The sequence below is a fragment of the Robiginitalea sp. genome (genome assembly GCF_982776155.1).
Genome location: NZ_CEXZKX010000001.1, coordinates 116,537 through 133,240, shown reverse-complemented (window position 1 = coordinate 133,240; position 16,704 = coordinate 116,537). Strand labels below are relative to the sequence as shown.

17 protein-coding genes and 1 other RNA gene are annotated in these 16,704 nt (G+C 57.1%); 4 read left to right on the top strand and 14 right to left on the bottom strand.

From position 1 onward, the window contains the following. Window positions 1-93: 93 nt before the first annotated feature. The 6 genes from AC3DKS_RS00575 to AC3DKS_RS00550 are packed head-to-tail and all read right to left on the bottom strand — an operon-like array spanning window position 94 to window position 5,303. Window positions 94-639, bottom strand: coding sequence for a lysophospholipid acyltransferase family protein (locus AC3DKS_RS00575; RefSeq protein WP_272608151.1), 546 nt, complete (start codon window positions 637-639; stop codon window positions 94-96). A gap of 20 nt (window positions 640-659) precedes the next feature. Further along, entirely contained in the window at window positions 660-1,784 is a 1,125-nt protein-coding gene (locus AC3DKS_RS00570; protein ID WP_272608149.1) for an iron-containing alcohol dehydrogenase family protein, read from the bottom strand. A gap of 8 nt (window positions 1,785-1,792) precedes the next feature. Then, window positions 1,793-2,494, bottom strand: a complete 702-nt coding sequence (locus tag AC3DKS_RS00565; RefSeq protein WP_015754542.1) for an HAD family hydrolase — start codon at window positions 2,492-2,494, stop codon at window positions 1,793-1,795. Beyond that, window positions 2,485-3,213: a 3-deoxy-manno-octulosonate cytidylyltransferase gene (gene kdsB, locus AC3DKS_RS00560; RefSeq protein ID WP_015754541.1), complete on the bottom strand. Its 729-nt coding sequence runs from the start codon at window positions 3,211-3,213 to the stop codon at window positions 2,485-2,487. The genes AC3DKS_RS00565 and kdsB overlap by 10 nt, the downstream gene beginning before the upstream one ends. 55 nt (window positions 3,214-3,268) lie before the next feature. Further along, a complete protein-coding gene (locus tag AC3DKS_RS00555; RefSeq protein ID WP_015754540.1) occupies window positions 3,269-3,832 on the bottom strand; it encodes a DUF4126 domain-containing protein in 564 nt (187 codons plus the stop codon). Window positions 3,833-3,863: 31 nt separating this feature from the next. Continuing rightward, window positions 3,864-5,303 carry an ATP-dependent DNA helicase gene (locus AC3DKS_RS00550; protein ID WP_015754539.1) on the bottom strand — a complete coding sequence of 480 codons (1,440 nt, stop codon included), beginning with the start codon at window positions 5,301-5,303 and terminating at the stop codon, window positions 3,864-3,866. Between the two features lie 103 nt (window positions 5,304-5,406). Here AC3DKS_RS00550 and AC3DKS_RS00545 point away from each other — a divergent pair, with 103 nt between their 5' ends. Genes AC3DKS_RS00545 through AC3DKS_RS00535 form a run of 3 tightly spaced genes read left to right on the top strand, consistent with a single transcriptional unit; the run spans window position 5,407 to window position 7,407 of the window. Then, window positions 5,407-6,057 (top strand): hypothetical protein, encoded by a 651-nt coding sequence (locus AC3DKS_RS00545; protein WP_015754538.1) that lies wholly within the window; start codon window positions 5,407-5,409, stop codon window positions 6,055-6,057. After that, window positions 6,035-6,868, top strand: a complete 834-nt coding sequence (locus AC3DKS_RS00540) for a DUF3822 family protein (RefSeq protein WP_272608144.1) — start codon at window positions 6,035-6,037, stop codon at window positions 6,866-6,868. The genes AC3DKS_RS00545 and AC3DKS_RS00540 overlap by 23 nt, the downstream gene beginning before the upstream one ends. Then, window positions 6,865-7,407 (top strand): RsmD family RNA methyltransferase, encoded by a 543-nt coding sequence (locus AC3DKS_RS00535; RefSeq protein WP_272608142.1) that lies wholly within the window; start codon window positions 6,865-6,867, stop codon window positions 7,405-7,407. Before AC3DKS_RS00540 ends, AC3DKS_RS00535 begins: the two co-directional genes overlap by 4 nt. On the opposite strand, the gene rnpB is transcribed toward AC3DKS_RS00535, so the two are convergent. Continuing rightward, an RNA gene (rnpB, locus tag AC3DKS_RS00530) (RNase P RNA component class A) lies at window positions 7,405-7,729 on the bottom strand. The two genes, AC3DKS_RS00535 and rnpB, sit on opposite strands and share 3 nt — an antisense overlap. Before the next feature lie 133 nt (window positions 7,730-7,862). On the opposite strand from rnpB, the gene AC3DKS_RS00525 reads away from it, so the two are divergent. Further along, on the top strand, window positions 7,863-9,809 hold the full coding sequence (locus AC3DKS_RS00525; protein ID WP_272608140.1) for a DNA polymerase III subunit gamma/tau: 1,947 nt from the start codon (window positions 7,863-7,865) through the stop codon (window positions 9,807-9,809). Between the two features lie 33 nt (window positions 9,810-9,842). On the opposite strand, the gene AC3DKS_RS00520 is transcribed toward AC3DKS_RS00525, so the two are convergent. The 7 genes from AC3DKS_RS00520 to AC3DKS_RS00490 are packed head-to-tail and all read right to left on the bottom strand — an operon-like array spanning window position 9,843 to window position 16,637. Continuing rightward, on the bottom strand, window positions 9,843-10,202 hold the full coding sequence (locus tag AC3DKS_RS00520; RefSeq protein WP_272608138.1) for a transmembrane 220 family protein: 360 nt from the start codon (window positions 10,200-10,202) through the stop codon (window positions 9,843-9,845). A gap of 11 nt (window positions 10,203-10,213) precedes the next feature. Next, on the bottom strand, window positions 10,214-11,590 hold the full coding sequence (locus tag AC3DKS_RS00515; protein ID WP_272608136.1) for an alkaline phosphatase family protein: 1,377 nt from the start codon (window positions 11,588-11,590) through the stop codon (window positions 10,214-10,216). Next, window positions 11,587-12,789 carry a metabolite traffic protein EboE gene (gene eboE / locus AC3DKS_RS00510; RefSeq protein WP_272608134.1) on the bottom strand — a complete coding sequence of 401 codons (1,203 nt, stop codon included), beginning with the start codon at window positions 12,787-12,789 and terminating at the stop codon, window positions 11,587-11,589. Before eboE ends, AC3DKS_RS00515 begins: the two co-directional genes overlap by 4 nt. Further along, window positions 12,789-13,955 (bottom strand): 3-dehydroquinate synthase, encoded by a 1,167-nt coding sequence (locus tag AC3DKS_RS00505; RefSeq protein ID WP_272608133.1) that lies wholly within the window; start codon window positions 13,953-13,955, stop codon window positions 12,789-12,791. The genes eboE and AC3DKS_RS00505 overlap by 1 nt, the downstream gene beginning before the upstream one ends. 12 nt (window positions 13,956-13,967) lie before the next feature. Beyond that, complete coding sequence (gene eboC / locus AC3DKS_RS00500) at window positions 13,968-14,870, bottom strand: UbiA-like protein EboC (RefSeq protein ID WP_272608132.1); 903 nt, start codon at window positions 14,868-14,870, stop codon at window positions 13,968-13,970. A 1-nt stretch (window position 14,871) separates the two neighbouring features. Next, window positions 14,872-15,780, bottom strand: a complete 909-nt coding sequence (locus AC3DKS_RS00495) for a TatD family hydrolase (protein ID WP_015754529.1) — start codon at window positions 15,778-15,780, stop codon at window positions 14,872-14,874. 2 nt (window positions 15,781-15,782) lie between these two features. Continuing rightward, window positions 15,783-16,637 (bottom strand): EboA domain-containing protein, encoded by an 855-nt coding sequence (locus AC3DKS_RS00490; protein WP_272608129.1) that lies wholly within the window; start codon window positions 16,635-16,637, stop codon window positions 15,783-15,785. Between the last annotated feature and the right edge of the window lie 67 nt (window positions 16,638-16,704).

Sequence of the window (16,704 nt, the reverse complement as noted above, 5' to 3'; positions counted from 1 at the left end):
TTCTTATAACCATCGATGAAATGCAAACTATCGATGAACGACACAAAAACTTCGCTGAGTCACACGGTGTGTAAGGGGCTTCCCTCGGAGAAGTCAGGCAGGGTATCCGTTTTCCGGGTTCTTCCCGCGGACGCCCCTAAAGAAGGTGTGGTATATTTCCAGGTCTTGGGCGTATTGCCCCGTTGGGTAGAAGGGTTTCGAAAGCCGGACCTGTTTCTTTCCATAGTCCAGGGCCGCAAATACAATGGGGACCCCGGCTTCCAGGGCGATGTAGTAGAACCCGGTCCGCCAGGCAGGTACGGCTTTGCGCGTCCCCTCCGGCGAGAGGCCCAGCCGAAACTCGGCTCGCTCGCGAAACAGGGCGGCAATGGCCCGGACCGTATCCGCGTTCCTCCGACGGTCTACGGGGGCACCGCCCATGTAGCGGAAAAACCAGCCGAAAGGCGGGCGGAAAAGCGATTTCTTGCCGATATAGTTGATCCGCACCCCGCTCAGTGTCCGAACCAGCAACCCGATGAAAAAATCCCAATTGCTCGTATGCGGTGCCACGGCCACCACGTATTTATCCAGTTGGGGGAATTCCCCCACCAAATTCCAACCGAGGATTCTTTCGTAAATGATTCTGGCTATGGCGCGCATGGCAGCCCGCTGGCCTGTTTTTAGATTTTGCGGTATATCCCGGCGATGAGTTCCGGGGATACCCGGGATTCCCAGTCCGGGCCCAGGGCATTTTCCCAAAGGGGGGCCATCCCCAGGGCCACCTGAACCATCGTCTCCAGATCGTGGTCCGTCAGGTCGGCACAAACCCCCTCAGGCAGATCGATCCTGTTTTTTTTCAGCATTTTTTGGAACTGGCGAACGCCTTCCGGGTAGTAATCCCCCAGATGCCGGAACACCAGGCAGTTCCCCAGGCCGTGGGGCGTCCCCAACACATACGACAGTCCATAGCTGAGCGCATGGGCGATTCCCACCTGCGAATAGGCAATACTCATGCCCCCGTGCCAGGAGGCCATCATCAGTTTTTCACGCCCGACATCTTCCGGGAGGTCGCCGAGGAAAACCTCCTCGCATAATTCCAGCGCCTTTTCCCCGTAACTCTGGCTGAAAGCGTTCAGGTAGGTTCCCTGCAGGGACTCCACGCAATGGATATAACAGTCCATGCCCGTAAAGAACCACTGCTCCCTGGGGACATCGCGGGTCAGGTCCGGGTCCAGTACCACCTGGTCAAAGGTCGTATAATCCGAATTGATGCCGAGCTTCCGGTCGGGACCCAGCAGGACGGCCGTACGGGATACCTCTGCGCCGGTGCCGCTCAGCGTGGGAATCCCCACGTGGTATACCGCCGGCTTGGCGACCAGGTCCCACCCCTGGTAGCGGGAGGTCTTGCCCGGGTTGTTCAACATGATGGCCACCGCCTTGGCCAGGTCCAGCAGCGTGCCGCCGCCGATACCGACAATGCCTGAGGGCGTCGATGCAAAACTGTCCCGTATCTGTGCCACCAGGGCATCCACCTGCCCGGTTTTCGGCTCCTCGTCGGCGGAAATCAGGATGATCTGGTCTTCAAATAATAGGGGAATCCGACCCATCAGGGGGGAGTCCTCGAATACGTCGTCCACCAGGAAGATTACAGGTGCCTCCGCGTGTTTGCGGCGCGGCATCAGGATATCGCCCAATTGATCAAAGCTGCCTTTGCCGTAGATCACCCGGGGCACCATCGGAAAATTCCGGTATTTGGTGCCGGCTAATGCCGCTTTGACATTGGTTGGTTGTCCTTCCACTTTCATACCTTCAATCAGTTTAAATAGTTCAGCAGGTCGTTCAGCCGTGACAGGGTCAGGTGCCGGTCTGCATGGTCCGCGGGGTCCACCTCTTCATGGGCCCACGTGGTATGGAACGGCACATGTACGGCCCGGCCGCCCAGTTCCAGTATAGGTAGAACATCCGACTTCAGGGAATTCCCTACCATCAGGAATTCCGAGATGTCGATTTCGAGATGTTCAAGCAGCCGGCTGTAGTTCCTGGGCTTCTTGTCGCTCAACACTTCCACATGGTGGAAATACTGCATCAGGCCGGACTTTTCCAATTTGCGTTCCTGGTCCAGCAGGTCGCCCTTGGTCAGCACCAGGAGCCGGTAATTTCCGTGCAGGGCCCGGAGCACTTCCGGAACGTCCTGCAGTAATTCCAACGGATGCGATATCATGTTTTTTCCAAGATCCAGGATTCTGGAAAGGGTTGCCTGGGAAACCCGGTTGTTCGACAATTCCAGGGCCGACTCGATCATCGACAGCATAAACCCCTTGATCCCGTATCCGTAGAGTTCCAGGTTGCGCATTTCCATTTTGAAAAGCTCCTGGTCGATCGTATTGCGGGTCTCGAATTCCTCTAACATGCCGGCAAAATACTCTTCCGCCTCCCGGAAATAGGTTTCGTTTACCCACAGGGTATCGTCGGCATCGAAGCCGATGGTCGTGATGTTGCTGAAATTCAAGTCCATGCTGCCTTTGCCTTTTCGAGGTCTTCCGGGGTGTCGATCTCAATCCCCGTGACCCGTGTCTGCACCATTTTGATCCGCTTCCCGTACTCCAGGTAGCGGATGGCTTCAATTTTCTCCACGGCTTCCAGGGGCTGCATGGGCAGCCGCCTGAAATCCAGCAGCGCCTGTTTGCGGAACGCATACACCCCCTTATGCTTATAGTAGGTGGCCCGGGGATGCTCCGCGCGCTGGAAAGGGATCGGGGCGCGCGAAAAATACAGAGCAAAGCCCCGGTGGTCGGTAATCACCTTGACGGTATTCGGGTTGGCGATTTCCTCCGGGTCCGTTATTTCGGTCATCAGCGATGCCAGGTCGATGGTCTTCTCCGGGTCATCCCGGAAAACCTCCAGGAGCTTGGCCAGGCTTTCCCCTTCGATAAAAGGTTCATCCCCCTGCACGTTTACGGCGATATCCACATCGAGCCCCTCGACGGCCTCCGCAATCCGGTCGCTGCCGGTTTCATGTGTTTCCCGGCTCATGATCACGGAACCCCCGGCATCGCGAACGGCCTGGCCGATTTCCTCGCTGTCGGTAACCACCACCACCTGATCGAACAAACCTGTCCGAACGGCAGCCTCGTAGGTACGCACGATTACCGGCTTGCCGGCCAGGTCTTTCATGAGTTTGCCGGGAAAGCGGGAGGCGCCGTATCGGGCGGGAATCAGGGCTACTACCTTCACAATTTGATATTATTATTTAAGGGCAGCAAATGTACGCTTAATTGCCCGTTTTGTGCTATAGTTTAGGCCGCAGCTTGCGGTAGATCCTGAAGACGAAAGCCAGGACGGCAATCACCAGGACAGCCCCGATTACCGGGGCGAGCAGGGAAGCGACGGTCAGCACGGTGGCCGTACCGGTCTCAACCGCTGCTACAGCCGGGTTGGCCAGCCCACCGGTGGAAAGGGAGGAAGCCATGCGGCTGCCGGCAGCCGCACCTTTGATGGCCGTTGCCGTTCCGCCCCCTGCAATGATGGCCAGCGACCAGGTAATTACCGGGTCTACCCCGGTGACCGTGGAGACGACCACGGCGGTCCCGGCCAGGGCCGCAAGGGGTACCGCAAGGGCATCCAGGGCGTTGTCCACCCAGGGAATAAAATAGGCAAAAAGCTCTGCAAGGGTTGCCACCCCCAGGGTGATGACCGCAGCCAGGCTGCCGATCCACTCCCAGTTCTCGTTGAGCTCCCAGAGGCCGTTATAGGAAGCCAGGCTGAGGGCAAACAGCGGCAGGAATACCCGGAAGCCGGTGGAAGCCGCCAGGCCGATTCCTAGAAAAATACTGATTATCGTCTCTCCACTCATCGCATTCCGAGGCTGGGAGTCCTAAAATACGTTATTCGCCATTGACAAAAAAATCGTTGCTGAAGCCGATCAGGTAAAGTTTGGTACGCGCCCGGGTAACAGCCGTGTAGAGCCAGCGCAGGTATTCCCGGTCCGGCTCGCCGCGCAGGAAGGGCTGTTCCACGAAAACGGTTTCCCACTGCCCGCCCTGGGACTTATGGCAGGTGATCGCATAGGAGAATTTTACCTGCAACGCGTTGAAATACTGGTTATTCTTAACGCTCAGAAACTTTTTGTAGGAAGAGGTCTCCCCCGCGTAATCCTGCATAACCGCCTGATAGAGCCGGTTGCCGTCCTCGTAAGAGAGCGCCGGGCTTTCCGCCTTGATTGTGTCCAGCAGCAGCACGGTTTCGAAGGGTTTCTGCCCCGGGTAGTCCACCATCCGTACTTTTACCTCGGCAAAACGGAATCCGTACAGGTCTTTGATTGCAAAAATTTCCAGTATTTCAATGATATCCCCGTTGGCGATAAACCCCGCTTCCGAGGTGCTTTTCAACCAGAAATAGTTGTTTTTGACCACCATCATATAATCCCCGGTGGCCAGCTCATTCTCCAGAAACAGCAGCCGGCTCCGGATGTTCTCGTTATAGAGGTTGGCCCGTTTGTTGGACCGCACAATTACGGCCGTTTCCTCCTTCCCCCCTTCGTCAAAGGCCCGGTTGATGGCGTCCTGGATTTCATATCCGTCCGTCAGGCGGACAATGTCCGGAAAACCGTCCACGGAAAACCGGAAAGAGCCGACCGGGTCGGCCGATAGCGCTTCCCGGAGTTCGGTGGCATTCATCAGGATTCCCGAATCCCGGGTCTGGCGCACCACTTCGTCCAGTTCGAGTTCGATGACGGTTTTATCGTAGTTGAGTTCCAGGGTCGTTGCCTGCAGCGCCGGGCTGAGGCTCAGCTTAACCGGCGGGAGCTGGGCCGTGTCGCCAATCAGCACCAACTGGCAGCGGAATCCGGAATAGACGTATTGCATCAGGTCGTCCAACAGGGAGCGTTCAGACCCCTTGGCAGTAGAAACCGGGGAATCCGGGATCATGGACGCCTCGTCCACGATGAAAATTGTGTTGCGGTGGCGGTTGGGGGCCAGGGTAAAACGCACCCCTCCGGACCGCTCTTTCTTCGGGATGTAGATCTGCCGGTGGATGGTGTAGGCACGGGAATTTGTATAGGTAGACATCACTTTTGCGGCACGCCCGGTTGGGGCCATCAGGACGGCCTTTTTCTTACTGTGCCACAGGTTGGTAATCAACGTACCGAGCAGCGTGGTCTTCCCGGTACCGGCATAGCCTTTCAACAAAAAAATTCTGTCGGTATGCGCACCGATGATAAAGTCCGAAAGCTGACGAAGGGCACGCTCCTGGTTCCGGGTGGGTTCGTGGGGGAATTTTTCCTCTAAAAGCCTGTAAAATACGGGGGCGGTAAGGGATTCCATAGGCGGCTAAAGATACGGACCTTTTTGCCGGGAACGCTTTTGTGATTAAAAAAAAATCGTAGATTTGTCGTTAACCGCTAAATCAAAATAACACCTTACAAAAATGAAAACCATACTTCAGATTGTTCTTTGGATTGTTTGTATCATACTGGGGTACCTGATATACCGTTCAGTAACCGGCCCCATTGAGTTCGCAGAAGTCAAACAGGAACGCTATGCTGAAGTAATTAAAAAGCTGAAGGATATCCGGAATGCCCAGGAGGCGTATAAATCCGTCAACCGGAGTTATGCCAATGATTTTGAAAGCCTGGTCAAGTTTGTAGATACGGGCCGGTACGTGATCACCACCCAACGGGATTCCTCCTATATGGAATTCGACGAGACCTACCAGATCGATATGCTGCGCGAGGTTAAGATTATCGATACCCTGGGGTATGTATCCGTTAAGGATTCGCTCTTTAAAGGGGGTGATCGCTACAAGACCATGATGAATGTCCCCTACGCCCCGAACAATGAGCAGTTTACCATGAAGGCGGACATGCTCGAGCAAAGCGGGTACCGCGCCCCGGTCTTTGAAGCCAAAGTGGCCAAGGATATCGTATTGCACGACCAGCCCCAGGACCTGGTGGCACGGGAAAAGGCCCAGGTGAGCGTCGAAGAGGTTAACGGACCTGAAATCACGGTTGGCTCCCTTTCCAAGGTGAGTACCAGCGGTAACTGGCCCCCTATTTATGACAAAAAAGGAGAACAATAGCAACAGGCTGGAACAACAAGAAGATAGTTTTTACAAATTGTCCATTCAGGTCAGCCTGAATGGACTTTCTTTTTGTATCCTGGATACCATCGGCAAACGCCTGGCGCTAAGTCATTCCCTGCGTTTTAACCAGGAACTCAGCCCCTACGACCTGCAACGGGAACTGCGGGAAAGCCTGCGGGTAAACGGGGTTTTGGAGTACCGGTTCTCCGAGGTGGTTGCCATCCACCGCAATGCGTTGTTCAGCCTCGTCCCCCAGGCATTGTTCAGCAGGGACGACCTGGCCAATTACCTGAAATTCAATGCGAAAATCCTCCCCACCGACCACCTGGATTACGATTCCATCGACGGGCTGGATGCCGTCAACGTATATGTGCCTTTTGCGAATGTCAACAACTATCTCTACGACCTCTTCGGGGAATTTGAATTCAAGCATACGGCCACGGTTTTGCTGGAAACCCTGGTGAAACTGCCTGCCAACGGCACCGGGGAAATATGTTATGTACACCTGGCCGAGGGACAAATGGACATGACGGTATTCTCAGGGAAGAAAATGCAGTATTTCAACAGCTTTTCCGTCGGGACCGGAGAGGATATAATGTACTACCTCCTCTTCGCGATCGAGCAACTCGGGTTGGACCCGGCGACGATCAAACTCCGTTTCCTCGGCGAGATCGAGGCGGGGGATGCCACGTACGACCTGGCCGCCCGTTACATCGAGAATATCTCCATTTTCGTACCCTCCGGGGAGCCCTATGCCAGCGTCGGTTCCGAGGAAGATATCGATTTCACCCTGATCAATTCGCTATGATCCGGATAATCTCTGGCACGCATCGGGGACGACGCATCCGGGCCCCTCGGAAATTACCCGTCCGCCCCACCACGGACCGGGCCAAAGAAGCCCTTTTCAATATCCTGGCTGCGGAGATGGACTGGCCCCGGGCCCATGTCCTGGACCTCTATGCCGGAACAGGGAACATCAGCTATGAAAGCGCTTCCCGTGGCGGGGAGACCATTACGGCTGTAGATGCCGACGCCGGCTGCGTGGCTTTTATCCGAAAAACGGCTGCGGAACTGAACATGCCCATCCATGCCGTTCGGTCTGACTGCCTGGCGTATCTGCGACAATCTGCCCTGAAATTCGACCTGGTTTTCGGGGACCCGCCCTACGACATGAATCCCGGCGAACTGGAGGAGCTTGTACAGGAAGTTATGGACCGGCAACTGCTCGCCCCGGAGGGCCTCCTGATTCTGGAACATACCCGGGAAACCGACTTGTCCCACCTGGACGCATTTGAACAGGCCCGCCGATACGGGGGCACAGTTTTCAGTTTTTTCAGGGGAATATAAAAAAGCAGGCCTGTAAGCCGGATTCTGTCTCCCCGGTTGCCCGGGGCGCTTATCATTTATCTGGACCCGGGGTTGCCCCCGGGTTCGATCCGCCTACCCGCCAGCTCGGACGTGCCGCCCTCGGTCGCTGGCCTACATGGCGTTTCACCGCATAGAGTTTACATGATTTCACTACAGCCGAACTGTACATACTTTCTGTTGCACTGGTCCTCCCCGACCGGGCAGGGCCCGTCGGGGGACGGGTGTTACCCGCTATGCTGCACTGTGGTGTCCGGACTTTCCTCCCCCTGCATCCGCAAAGAGCGATAAGCCGGCCTGCTCGCCTGTAAAGATACCGCATTTGTTAATAAAAACCGGGGGACATCCCCCCGGGAATTATCGAATTAGGCACCCGATCCCTATATTTGTGTCAATGCGGTACCATGCCGGAATACACCGGTCGCCGCCCCATTCGAATGGAACCATTTATCGTATCAGCCCGAAAGTACAGACCCCAGCAGTTCGAGGACGTGGTGGGCCAGCAAGCCATTACGCGCACGCTGCTGAACGCCATTGAAAACGATCATCTGGCTCAGGCGCTTTTATTCTGCGGGCCCCGTGGGGTCGGTAAAACCACCTGCGCCCGGATCCTGGCCAAGAAAATCAACGAGGACGGGAATCAACGGGACGGGGAGGATTTTGCCTTCAATATCTTTGAACTCGACGCCGCCTCCAACAATTCGGTAGACGATATCCGGAACCTCATTGACCAGGTACGGATTCCGCCACAGGTGGGAAAGTACAAGGTGTATATCATCGATGAGGTGCACATGCTCTCCCAGGCAGCCTTCAACGCCTTTTTGAAAACCCTGGAAGAGCCGCCCCGCCACGCGATCTTTATCCTGGCGACCACCGAGAAACACAAAATCATCCCGACGATCCTCTCGCGCTGCCAGATATTCGATTTCCGGCGGATCACTGTGGGGGATGCCGCGTCCTACCTGAAATATATCGCAGAACAACAAGGAATTGAAGCGGACGAGGAAGCGCTGCACATGATTGCCCAAAAAGCGGACGGGGCCATGCGAGATGCCCTATCCATATTCGACAGGGTGGTGAGCTTTGCGGGAAACAAACTCACGCGCAAAGCCGTGGCGGAGAACCTGAACGTCCTGGATGTGGATGTGTATTTTGAAAGTACCGACCACATCCTCAAGGGAGACATCCCCGCCCTGCTCATCAACTTTAACGAAATACTGGCCCAGGGCTTTGAGGGCCACCATTATATCAATGGCCTGGCCTCCCATTTCCGGGATTTGATGGTCTGCACCAGCCAGGAAACGGTTGCCCTGCTGGAAACCAGCGAAAACGTCCGCCAGCGGTATCTGGAGCAAGCCAGCCACTGCAGCGGGGAATTCCTGCTCGCCGCCCTGGACCTGGCCAACCAGTGCGACCTGGACTACAAAACCAGCAAGAACCACCGTCTGTTGGTGGAACTCTGCCTGATGAAACTGGCCTCCCTGACACAGCGTCAAAAAAAAAAGGCCCGTAACGGGGAAGACGCCTGGTTGATCCCGGCGGCAGCTTTCCACAACCAAACGCCTCCCCCGGAAACAGTCTCGGAACCGGAAAGCACCTCGAAACCGGCGGCGGGTACCCCGGAAGGGCCGGAAAGCACCTCGAAACCGGCGGCGGGTGCCCCGGAAGGGGTGGAAAGCACCTCGAAACCGGCGGCGGGTGCCCAGGAAGGGGCGGAAAGTTCCCCTGAAACAGTGGGAAGTGCCCATCAGACAACGGAAAGCATCCCGGAATCAAAGGACATGCCGGAATCAAAGGACATAGGGGAACCGGATGGAGCCGAGCAATCGCAATCCCCGGATAATCAAAAAGACACTAGTGCTCCTGCCGGACCGAAAGAGACCCCAGCGCCGACCCTGCCCGTCGGCAAAAAAAAGTCCGGCCAGAAAGTTTCGGGCTTGTCGCTTTCCAGTATCCGGGCAAAAAAAGCACACAAGGCATCGCGACACCATGCAGCCCCCAACCCGGAAGACCTGCCCCGGGACCCTTTCGAAGAAAGCGAATTGCAGGCCCTCTGGACAGAGTTTGCCGAACAGACGGAAAAACGCGGGCGCAAAATACTGGCAGCCAGCCTGGGAACCGATTTGCCCAAATTAATCGGCGATCATGTGATATGGATCGAATTGCCAAACAGCACCATGAAAAAAGAAGTGGAACGGGATCAGTTCGAGCTCATGGACTTTTTGCGGACGCAGCTGAACAACCACCACATCCAGTTGAAAATTACCGTAAACGAAGAAACGGCAAAACAATTCGCCTTCACCCCGGAGGAAAAATATCAGAAACTCCGGGAAAAGAACCCTGCTATCGACCTGCTGCGAAAGACCTTCGACCTGGAACTGTAAGCGTTTGATTGTATTTCCCTTCCGGGCAACTTCCTAGGAAATGCGCCGGCCCCTGGAGCGCCAGCTGTACAGGAAGAAAATAAGGGCCGTAATCCCCAAACCCAGGGACTCCCGACCCAATTCAATATTCAGGCTGGCCATTTTCCGCTCCCCGAAACGCACCCCTTCATAGGTGTCCGGCCAGGAAAGGAAGGCGCCCGCAAGAAAGGCGATCCCCATTATCAGCCCGAGCCAGGAAGGGAGTTTCCCGAGTGCAAAAAGCAGGGATCCCAGAGCAGCCGCCCCGTAAACGGCAATCCAGATACCCGAATCGGGGTCGTTAATCTGAACATAGGCCGCCCAGGCAAAAAGGACAGCCATTACGATGGCAAATATTTTTAAAGCTTGTTGCATGGTTGGTTGGTTTACAGGCCCTTAACCAGCCGGTACAATTCTCCGTACACCTCGGTGGGGGCTATCGGGCTATCCGGCAGCGGGCCCTTGTTATTACATATAAAAATAGGATAATCTGCGGGATCTTCGGGAATCCGGCCATGGGAACCGCGAATCAGTTCGGCTTTCAGGGGAATCACGTCGAGTACCGAACGGAACCCCAGCTTTTTACCAGCCAGCTTCCGGAGAATTTTCAGTTTTACCAGCGGATCCGAAGGGTCTGTCATCAGTTCCACCGGGTCGTAACCGGGCTTCTTGTGTATGTCTACCATCCGGGCGTAATCCGGGGCCCTGGCATCGTCCAGCCAGAAGTAATAGGTAAACCAGGCATCGGGGCCGGCCACGGCAATCAGGTCGCCGGCGCGTTCGTGGTCCAGTCCGGCTTCACGTCTGGAAGCACCTTCCAGGACCCGTTCCACTCCCGGGGTGGCCGCTACGAGATCCCGGACCTCCCCGATCCGGTCCCGGTCTTTCACATAGATGTGGGCCACCTGGTGGTCCGCTACTGCAAACGCCTCACTGGCCCCGGCATCCAGCAGCTCAAGGCCCCGTTCTTCACGAATGGCTATCAGCCCGTTTTTACGCAGTATGCGGTTCAGGTGGACCGGTTGGCTAACCGGGGTAATACCGTATTCGGAAAGTATCACCATCTGCACTTCCTGCGGGCCGTAATGGTCCAGGAGGCGTCCCACTTCGTGGTCCAGGGCTTGGAGGTCGGGCCCAATTTGTTCCGGGTCGGGCCCCAGGCGTTGCAAGTTGTAGTCCAGGTGCGGCAGATAGATCAGCGTGAGGGTCGGATTGTAGGATTGGTCCGTGTGGATACAGGCATCGGCGATCCACCGCGTTGAGTCGATCCCCGCCATGGGACCCCAGAATTTAAACAGCGGAAACTGCCCGAATCGCTCCTGCAGGTCGTCGCGGAGACTGGCCGGGTGGCTGTAGATATCCGGTATTTTTCGTCCGTCGGCCAGGTAATTGGGCCGCGGGGTGACGCTGTAGTCAACGCTCGAATACATGTTGTACCACCAAAACATATTGGCACAGGTAAATCCCGGATCTTCGGCTTTGAGCCGGTCCCAGATCTTCGGGGACTGCACCAGCCGGTTCGACTGCCGCCAGAATTTGACCTCCAGCTCTTCTTTGAAAAACCATCCATTCCCGACAATCCCGTGATCTGAAGGCATTTTCCCCGTCAGGTAGGTAGCTTGGGCGGAACAGGTCACTGCCGGGAGCACCGGGGCGATATCCCGGGACTGGCCGGAGGCCAAAAATTCCCGAATCCTCGGGGTGTCCGGGCCAATCAGGCGGCGCGTCAGGCCGACGGCATTGATTACGACTGTTTTTTTCATGCTTTCAACGCTTTTCTCAGCCAGCCGAGTTCCCTGGAAATAGATTCTGACAGGGTGGATTTCAGGCCGTCGGGCAACACATCCCAGGTATAGGTTTCCACTTCCAGGTGCCGGCAGGCATCCGGGTGTTCCACCAGGTATTCCAGGACTTCCAGGATTTCCCGCTGGGTGGCGCCCAGGGCCCCGTAACCCTCCGCAAATATCGGGACGTGGAAATGGGCGCGCAACTCCTCAAATTCCGGCGGGTCTTGCAATAATTCCGGCAGGTCCGGCCAGGTTTCCACGCCCTCCGGGGTCCTGCGGGTTACCTGGTGCAGGTACACCGGTTCGTCAAATTCCGCCAGGGTCCTCAACGCCATATCCCGGCCGGCCCCGTCAGGGCGAATCCTGAGGGCTGCACTGACCTGTATTTTCCCCACGCGGATCCCTGCCTTACCCAATAGGCCAAACACGTGTTCCGGGCCTTCGTAGGCCAGGGCAAAATGGCAGATGTCATAACAAATGGTGATGTGCCGGAGTACAGCTTCCCGGGCAGTTGCGGTATCCAGACCCAACTCGGTTTCCAGATAGGCCGCCCCTTCCGGTATCAGATAGTCCCGGTAGAAATCCAGGACCTCCCGGGTGTTCTCCAGCAGGCCGTCGGGTTCCGGTTCAATGTCCAGGTGCAAGTAAACACCCGTGTCCCGCTCCCTGCTGTACAGGGCCGCGGCTACCCGGGCCATGTTCCGGGCACCTGCCCTGAGGGCATCCGATTTCTCCGCAGGCGACCGAAACCAATGCCGGTAACTGACAGGAGAGGTGGAAATACCGGCTTCGCGCCCCTCCCCCGCCAGGAATTCCAGTTGCCGGAACAACCGGAGCGTGTAATCCAGGCGTTCCCGGGTGGTCCAGTCCGGCTCGTGGACCCGGTCCTTAACTGCTGTGCCGTGGAAGGCTCCAAAAGGGAAGCCATTCATGGTAAAGACATAGATATCCCGGGCGTCCAGCCATGCCTTGAAATCGGCCAGGCGATTGCCCGCGTCGAGCTCCCTGCTCGCCTGGTCGGAGAGCCTCAGCCCCAGGCCAAAGGGTTGCCCGGGGCTTACATTGCCCCGGATCGCTTCCAGATGGTCTTCCAGCGCCCCGAAGGTCTCCTTCCAGTCCCCTCCCGGGTGGATGTTCGTACAATAGGTGGTATGGAAGGTATTGCGCAGGAGCATCAGGAAGCCTTGTTTGCTGTTTTTCCAGGTTGCATTTCGGCAATAGCTGCCGCCATAATATCCCGGTCGATTTCATGCACGTCCCGCTTCCGGCCGATACCTTCCAGCAGCGTGATGGTCAGCACGCCCCCCAGGTGTTCCCGGAATTCCTCCAGGCCCTGCAACAAGTTTTGGGAGCCGTCGGGTCCCAGGTCCGGGAGGTGCAGGTCGAAGCCCAGGTTTGTGAGCAAATCCAGGATGCGCTGGGTTTCCCGGGGCTCGAGCATCCCCAACCGGTGGCTGTAACGCACGTCCAGGGCCATCCCCAGGGCAACGGCTTCCCCGTGGCGCAGCCCGTACCCGGTCAGGTGTTCGAGTTTGTGGGCCGACCAGTGCCCGAAATCGAGCGGGCGGGAAGAGCCCGCCTCAAAGGGGTCCCCCCCACCTGCAATATGTTCCATGTGCAGTTCCGCACACCGGAAGATCAGCTCCTGCATGGGGCCAGGATCCCTTCGGCGCAGCGCCTGGGCTTCCCGCTCCAGAAATTCAAAAAACGGAGCGTCTTTGATCAGGGCTACCTTTACCGCTTCGGCCGAACCGGCTATCCAGTCGCGGTCCTCCAGGGTTTCCAGAAAGTCCCGGTCATTGATGATGGCCTGGGGGACGGCAAAGGTGCCCAGGAAATTCTTTTTCCCGTAAAAGTTGATCCCGTTCTTCACCCCAACGGCGGCGTCATTCTGGGCCAGTACCGTGGTGGGGATGCGGATGAGCTGGACCCCGCGGTGGGCGATGGCGGCGGCATACCCCGCCATATCGATAACCGCACCGCCCCCAATGGCCACTACCACTGAATGGCGGCAGATCCCATGGGTTTCGATCGCTTTGAGCACCCGGTTGGTTGGGCCTTCTGAATTCTTTGCGGATTCTCCTCCCGGGACCACCAATACATCCGCGCATTTCATTTGTTCAGGATACTTCCCGCAGTACGTCTGAATGGCATTTTCAAGCCCGGGATGGGCCTTTTGCACCCCGCTGTCCAGGACAAACAGGGTTTTGACCGACACCCCGGGCCGGTAGGCGTGCAACAGGTCGGCCAGGAGTTGGTTCTCCGGATTGAACACCCCCTGAGTGAAAAGGAGGCGGTGCCGGAAGGGCACATTGAATGTTTTTTCTATCTGTCTGTCCATTGATCTCTTCACTTAAGTGACTGCAAACCGGGCCGCCAGCAATCGCGCCACCGGCAGTAAAGCCAGGATCAGCACCGCGGGCCAGAGCCCGGCATACCCCGCTGCCCAGGCGGCATCCAGTGCAACGATCCCCAGGACGCCTCCTTTGACCGCCCCCCGGATTTCCGCCGGCTGGTTGATCTGATAGGCCCGCCATAACGGCCTGAATACCATCAGGCAGAGCAACAGGAGGAACGGCAGGGCAAACCAAAAACGGGTGGTCTGTACTCCGACTAGTATTCCAACGCCGAAAATGGCAATTGCGTACATACCGGCTGCGGCTATCAAGGCTTTTTTGTTTCCCCCATATACCTCCCCCCTGCTCACCGTGGTAACGGCAAAGATGTAAAGCAGGGGCACCCAGAGGTACGCCCCCTGTCCGGTTATGGGTAAAATACTGATCCCCAACCAGAGGTTCAGGCTCCTGCAAGTACCCATCAGCAAGGGCCCCAGAAAGCTGAATTTTTTTGCATAGGCATCGTAAACCAGGATGGCTATCGCCAGCAAGGCTGCGATATAGCCGCTCTCAAGGCGGACCAGGGATGCTGCCAGTACGCCGAGGAAAAGCAGCGAAGCGCCAAAAACCGCTGCCCGGGATCTGGGAATGACCCCACTGGGAATCGGCCGCTCCGGGCGTTCCCGGGCATCGAGTTGCGCATCGAAGACATCGTTGAGGACTACCCCCCCGGCATAAAGCAGGATGGAAGCAGTAACCAAAGCCAGGAGGACGAGCCAGGGTGCCGGCCCTTCCTGGGAAGCAAACAATTGGGAATAAACCCCTGCAATGGCCCCGCCGGCAAGTATATCCGCGGCTGCCGTCGGCAGGTTGGGGGGCCGCATAAGCTGCAGGTACCCGTAAAAGGCACTTTTGCCCATCTTATTGTATCTGGTCGGAGTCTACCCGGGGTTGCTGCCCGCGGAGGACGCTGTTGTCATTGAAGAGTTTGCGCTGGTCGATGCCCCCGGCCCCGGTCCAGTCCGATTCGCTCATCGTACTGTTCTTCCCGAATGCTGCCAGGGCGTTTCCGTAACAGCTGCGTTCCACGTCTTCACGGGCAATTCCATTGCGAAGCATCAGGGAAGCCGTTTTGGGGACGGCCAGCGGATCGCTCACCCCCCAGTCCGCGGAACTGTTGACCAGGATCCGCTCGCTCCCGTATTGTTTAATCACCTCCACCATGCGTTCATTGCCCATCTTGGTCTTGGGATAAATCGTAAATGCAGCCCAGAAACCGCGGTCCAGTACTTCCCGGACGGTCTCCTCGTTGTTGTGGTCGATGATGACATCCGACGGGTCCAATCCGTGTTCCAGGCACACCTCCATGCTCCGGATGGTACCCGATTTTTTATCCCGGTGCGGCGTATGGACCTGTACGCTCATCCCCATTTCCTTTGCCAGCTCCAGCTGGGCACGAAAAAACCGGTCTTCGGCAGGTGTCTGGTCGTCATAGCCAATCTCGCCCACGGCCACCACATTTTCCTTGGTCAGGTAAAGGGGGAGCAGCTCCATGACGGCTTCTGCCAGCGGCTCGTTGTTAGCCTCCTTGGAGTTCAGGCCGATGGTACAGTAGTGTTTGATCCCGAACTGGCTGGCCCGGAATGGCTCCCAGCCCACCAGGCTGCTGAAATAATCCTGGAACGACCCCACCTGGGTCCTCGGCTGTCCGAGCCAGAAGGCCGGTTCGATCAGGGCCACCACCCCGGCGGCAGCCATGGCTTCGTAATCGTCCGTCGTCCGGGAAGTCATGTGGACGTGCGGGTCAATAAATCGGAGGTTATCTTGCATTTTTATGCTTTTATATCGCGCCAGTCAAATGGATTGGCTTCATACTTCTTTTCCACGGGGTGTCCGTCGATGAGTTTACCGGCCGCTTCTGAATCGGAAGCCCGGCAACACAGGTACCCCGCCTGTTGTTCCCGGATGTCCGGGCTGTCCAGCAATCGCTGCATATCCCCTATCAGCGGCCCCTCCAGGAAAGGCCCCACGGGGCGCCAGATCTGCGGGTCTACCGCGCGGGAAGCGGCCCAGCGCTCATGGGCGTAATCCGAAATGATCCGGGCGAGCTCGGCGTTGGCGCGCTTTCCCACCCCTTGGATTTGTAACAGGTCGCGACCCATGAATGCGGCCTTCAGGTACATCTGGTTCCACTGTTGCTGGTTAAAATGCTCCACCGGGTAAGGGTTCCCCAGAGCGATGGCATCGAAAACAGTTGCAATATTCGTCCGGAGGGCTTCCACAGCGGATTCCTTAAAGGCCCCGGCGGCGGGAAGAACCGGAAGGTACCTGAGGAAGGTTACCAGTTCTCCGGTATCGGCCACCTGAATGAGCGTGGCAACCTTTGGGGTAAAATACTCCGGGTCCGCTTCGAGCACAGAGGCCAGCAGGTAGATCCGCGCCAGCTGGTCGCAACGGATACCGTGTTCCCAGATATAATCGGTGACGGCGGATGGCGCTGCCTGATTGAGCTCCACGCCCGAACCGGGGATTTTCCGGCCAATCAGGCTGTAGGAAAGGAAGAGGTCCTTGCCGGACGGCTCCCCGGTAATACGGTCAATCCGTTCATCCAGCCACTCGAGCTGCCCGGGCTTCAGGGTATCTGTAAGAAGGATGCGCAAACGCCGTGACACGTTGTTCGTATCCATAAAGTCAATTCTGTTGGCGGGTTCGTGCGCCTGGCGGAGAACCCGGCGCGTTCTTCCTGTCAAAAGT

Excerpts from the sequence above, each read along its gene's own strand:
- AC3DKS_RS00525 (WP_272608140.1), top strand. The coding sequence starts at position 7,863 with ATGGAACCATTTATCGTATCAGCCCGAAAGTACAGACCCCAGCAGTTC.
- AC3DKS_RS00545 (WP_015754538.1), top strand. The coding sequence starts at position 5,407 with ATGAAAACCATACTTCAGATTGTTCTTTGGATTGTTTGTATCATACTG.
- AC3DKS_RS00515 (WP_272608136.1), bottom strand. The coding sequence starts at position 11,590 with ATGAAAAAAACAGTCGTAATCAATGCCGTCGGCCTGACGCGCCGCCTG.
- AC3DKS_RS00570 (WP_272608149.1), bottom strand. The coding sequence starts at position 1,784 with ATGAAAGTGGAAGGACAACCAACCAATGTCAAAGCGGCATTAGCCGGC.
- AC3DKS_RS00535 (WP_272608142.1), top strand. The coding sequence starts at position 6,865 with ATGATCCGGATAATCTCTGGCACGCATCGGGGACGACGCATCCGGGCC.
- eboE (WP_272608134.1), bottom strand. The coding sequence starts at position 12,789 with ATGCTCCTGCGCAATACCTTCCATACCACCTATTGTACGAACATCCAC.
- AC3DKS_RS00495 (WP_015754529.1), bottom strand. The coding sequence starts at position 15,780 with ATGCAAGATAACCTCCGATTTATTGACCCGCACGTCCACATGACTTCC.
- AC3DKS_RS00555 (WP_015754540.1), bottom strand. The coding sequence starts at position 3,832 with ATGAGTGGAGAGACGATAATCAGTATTTTTCTAGGAATCGGCCTGGCG.
- AC3DKS_RS00540 (WP_272608144.1), top strand. The coding sequence starts at position 6,035 with ATGACAAAAAAGGAGAACAATAGCAACAGGCTGGAACAACAAGAAGAT.
- AC3DKS_RS00565 (WP_015754542.1), bottom strand. The coding sequence starts at position 2,494 with ATGGACTTGAATTTCAGCAACATCACGACCATCGGCTTCGATGCCGAC.
- AC3DKS_RS00505 (WP_272608133.1), bottom strand. The coding sequence starts at position 13,955 with ATGGACAGACAGATAGAAAAAACATTCAATGTGCCCTTCCGGCACCGC.
- eboC (WP_272608132.1), bottom strand. The coding sequence starts at position 14,870 with ATGGGCAAAAGTGCCTTTTACGGGTACCTGCAGCTTATGCGGCCCCCC.
- AC3DKS_RS00520 (WP_272608138.1), bottom strand. The coding sequence starts at position 10,202 with ATGCAACAAGCTTTAAAAATATTTGCCATCGTAATGGCTGTCCTTTTT.
- AC3DKS_RS00575 (WP_272608151.1), bottom strand. The coding sequence starts at position 639 with ATGCGCGCCATAGCCAGAATCATTTACGAAAGAATCCTCGGTTGGAAT.
- AC3DKS_RS00490 (WP_272608129.1), bottom strand. The coding sequence starts at position 16,637 with ATGGATACGAACAACGTGTCACGGCGTTTGCGCATCCTTCTTACAGAT.
- AC3DKS_RS00550 (WP_015754539.1), bottom strand. The coding sequence starts at position 5,303 with ATGGAATCCCTTACCGCCCCCGTATTTTACAGGCTTTTAGAGGAAAAA.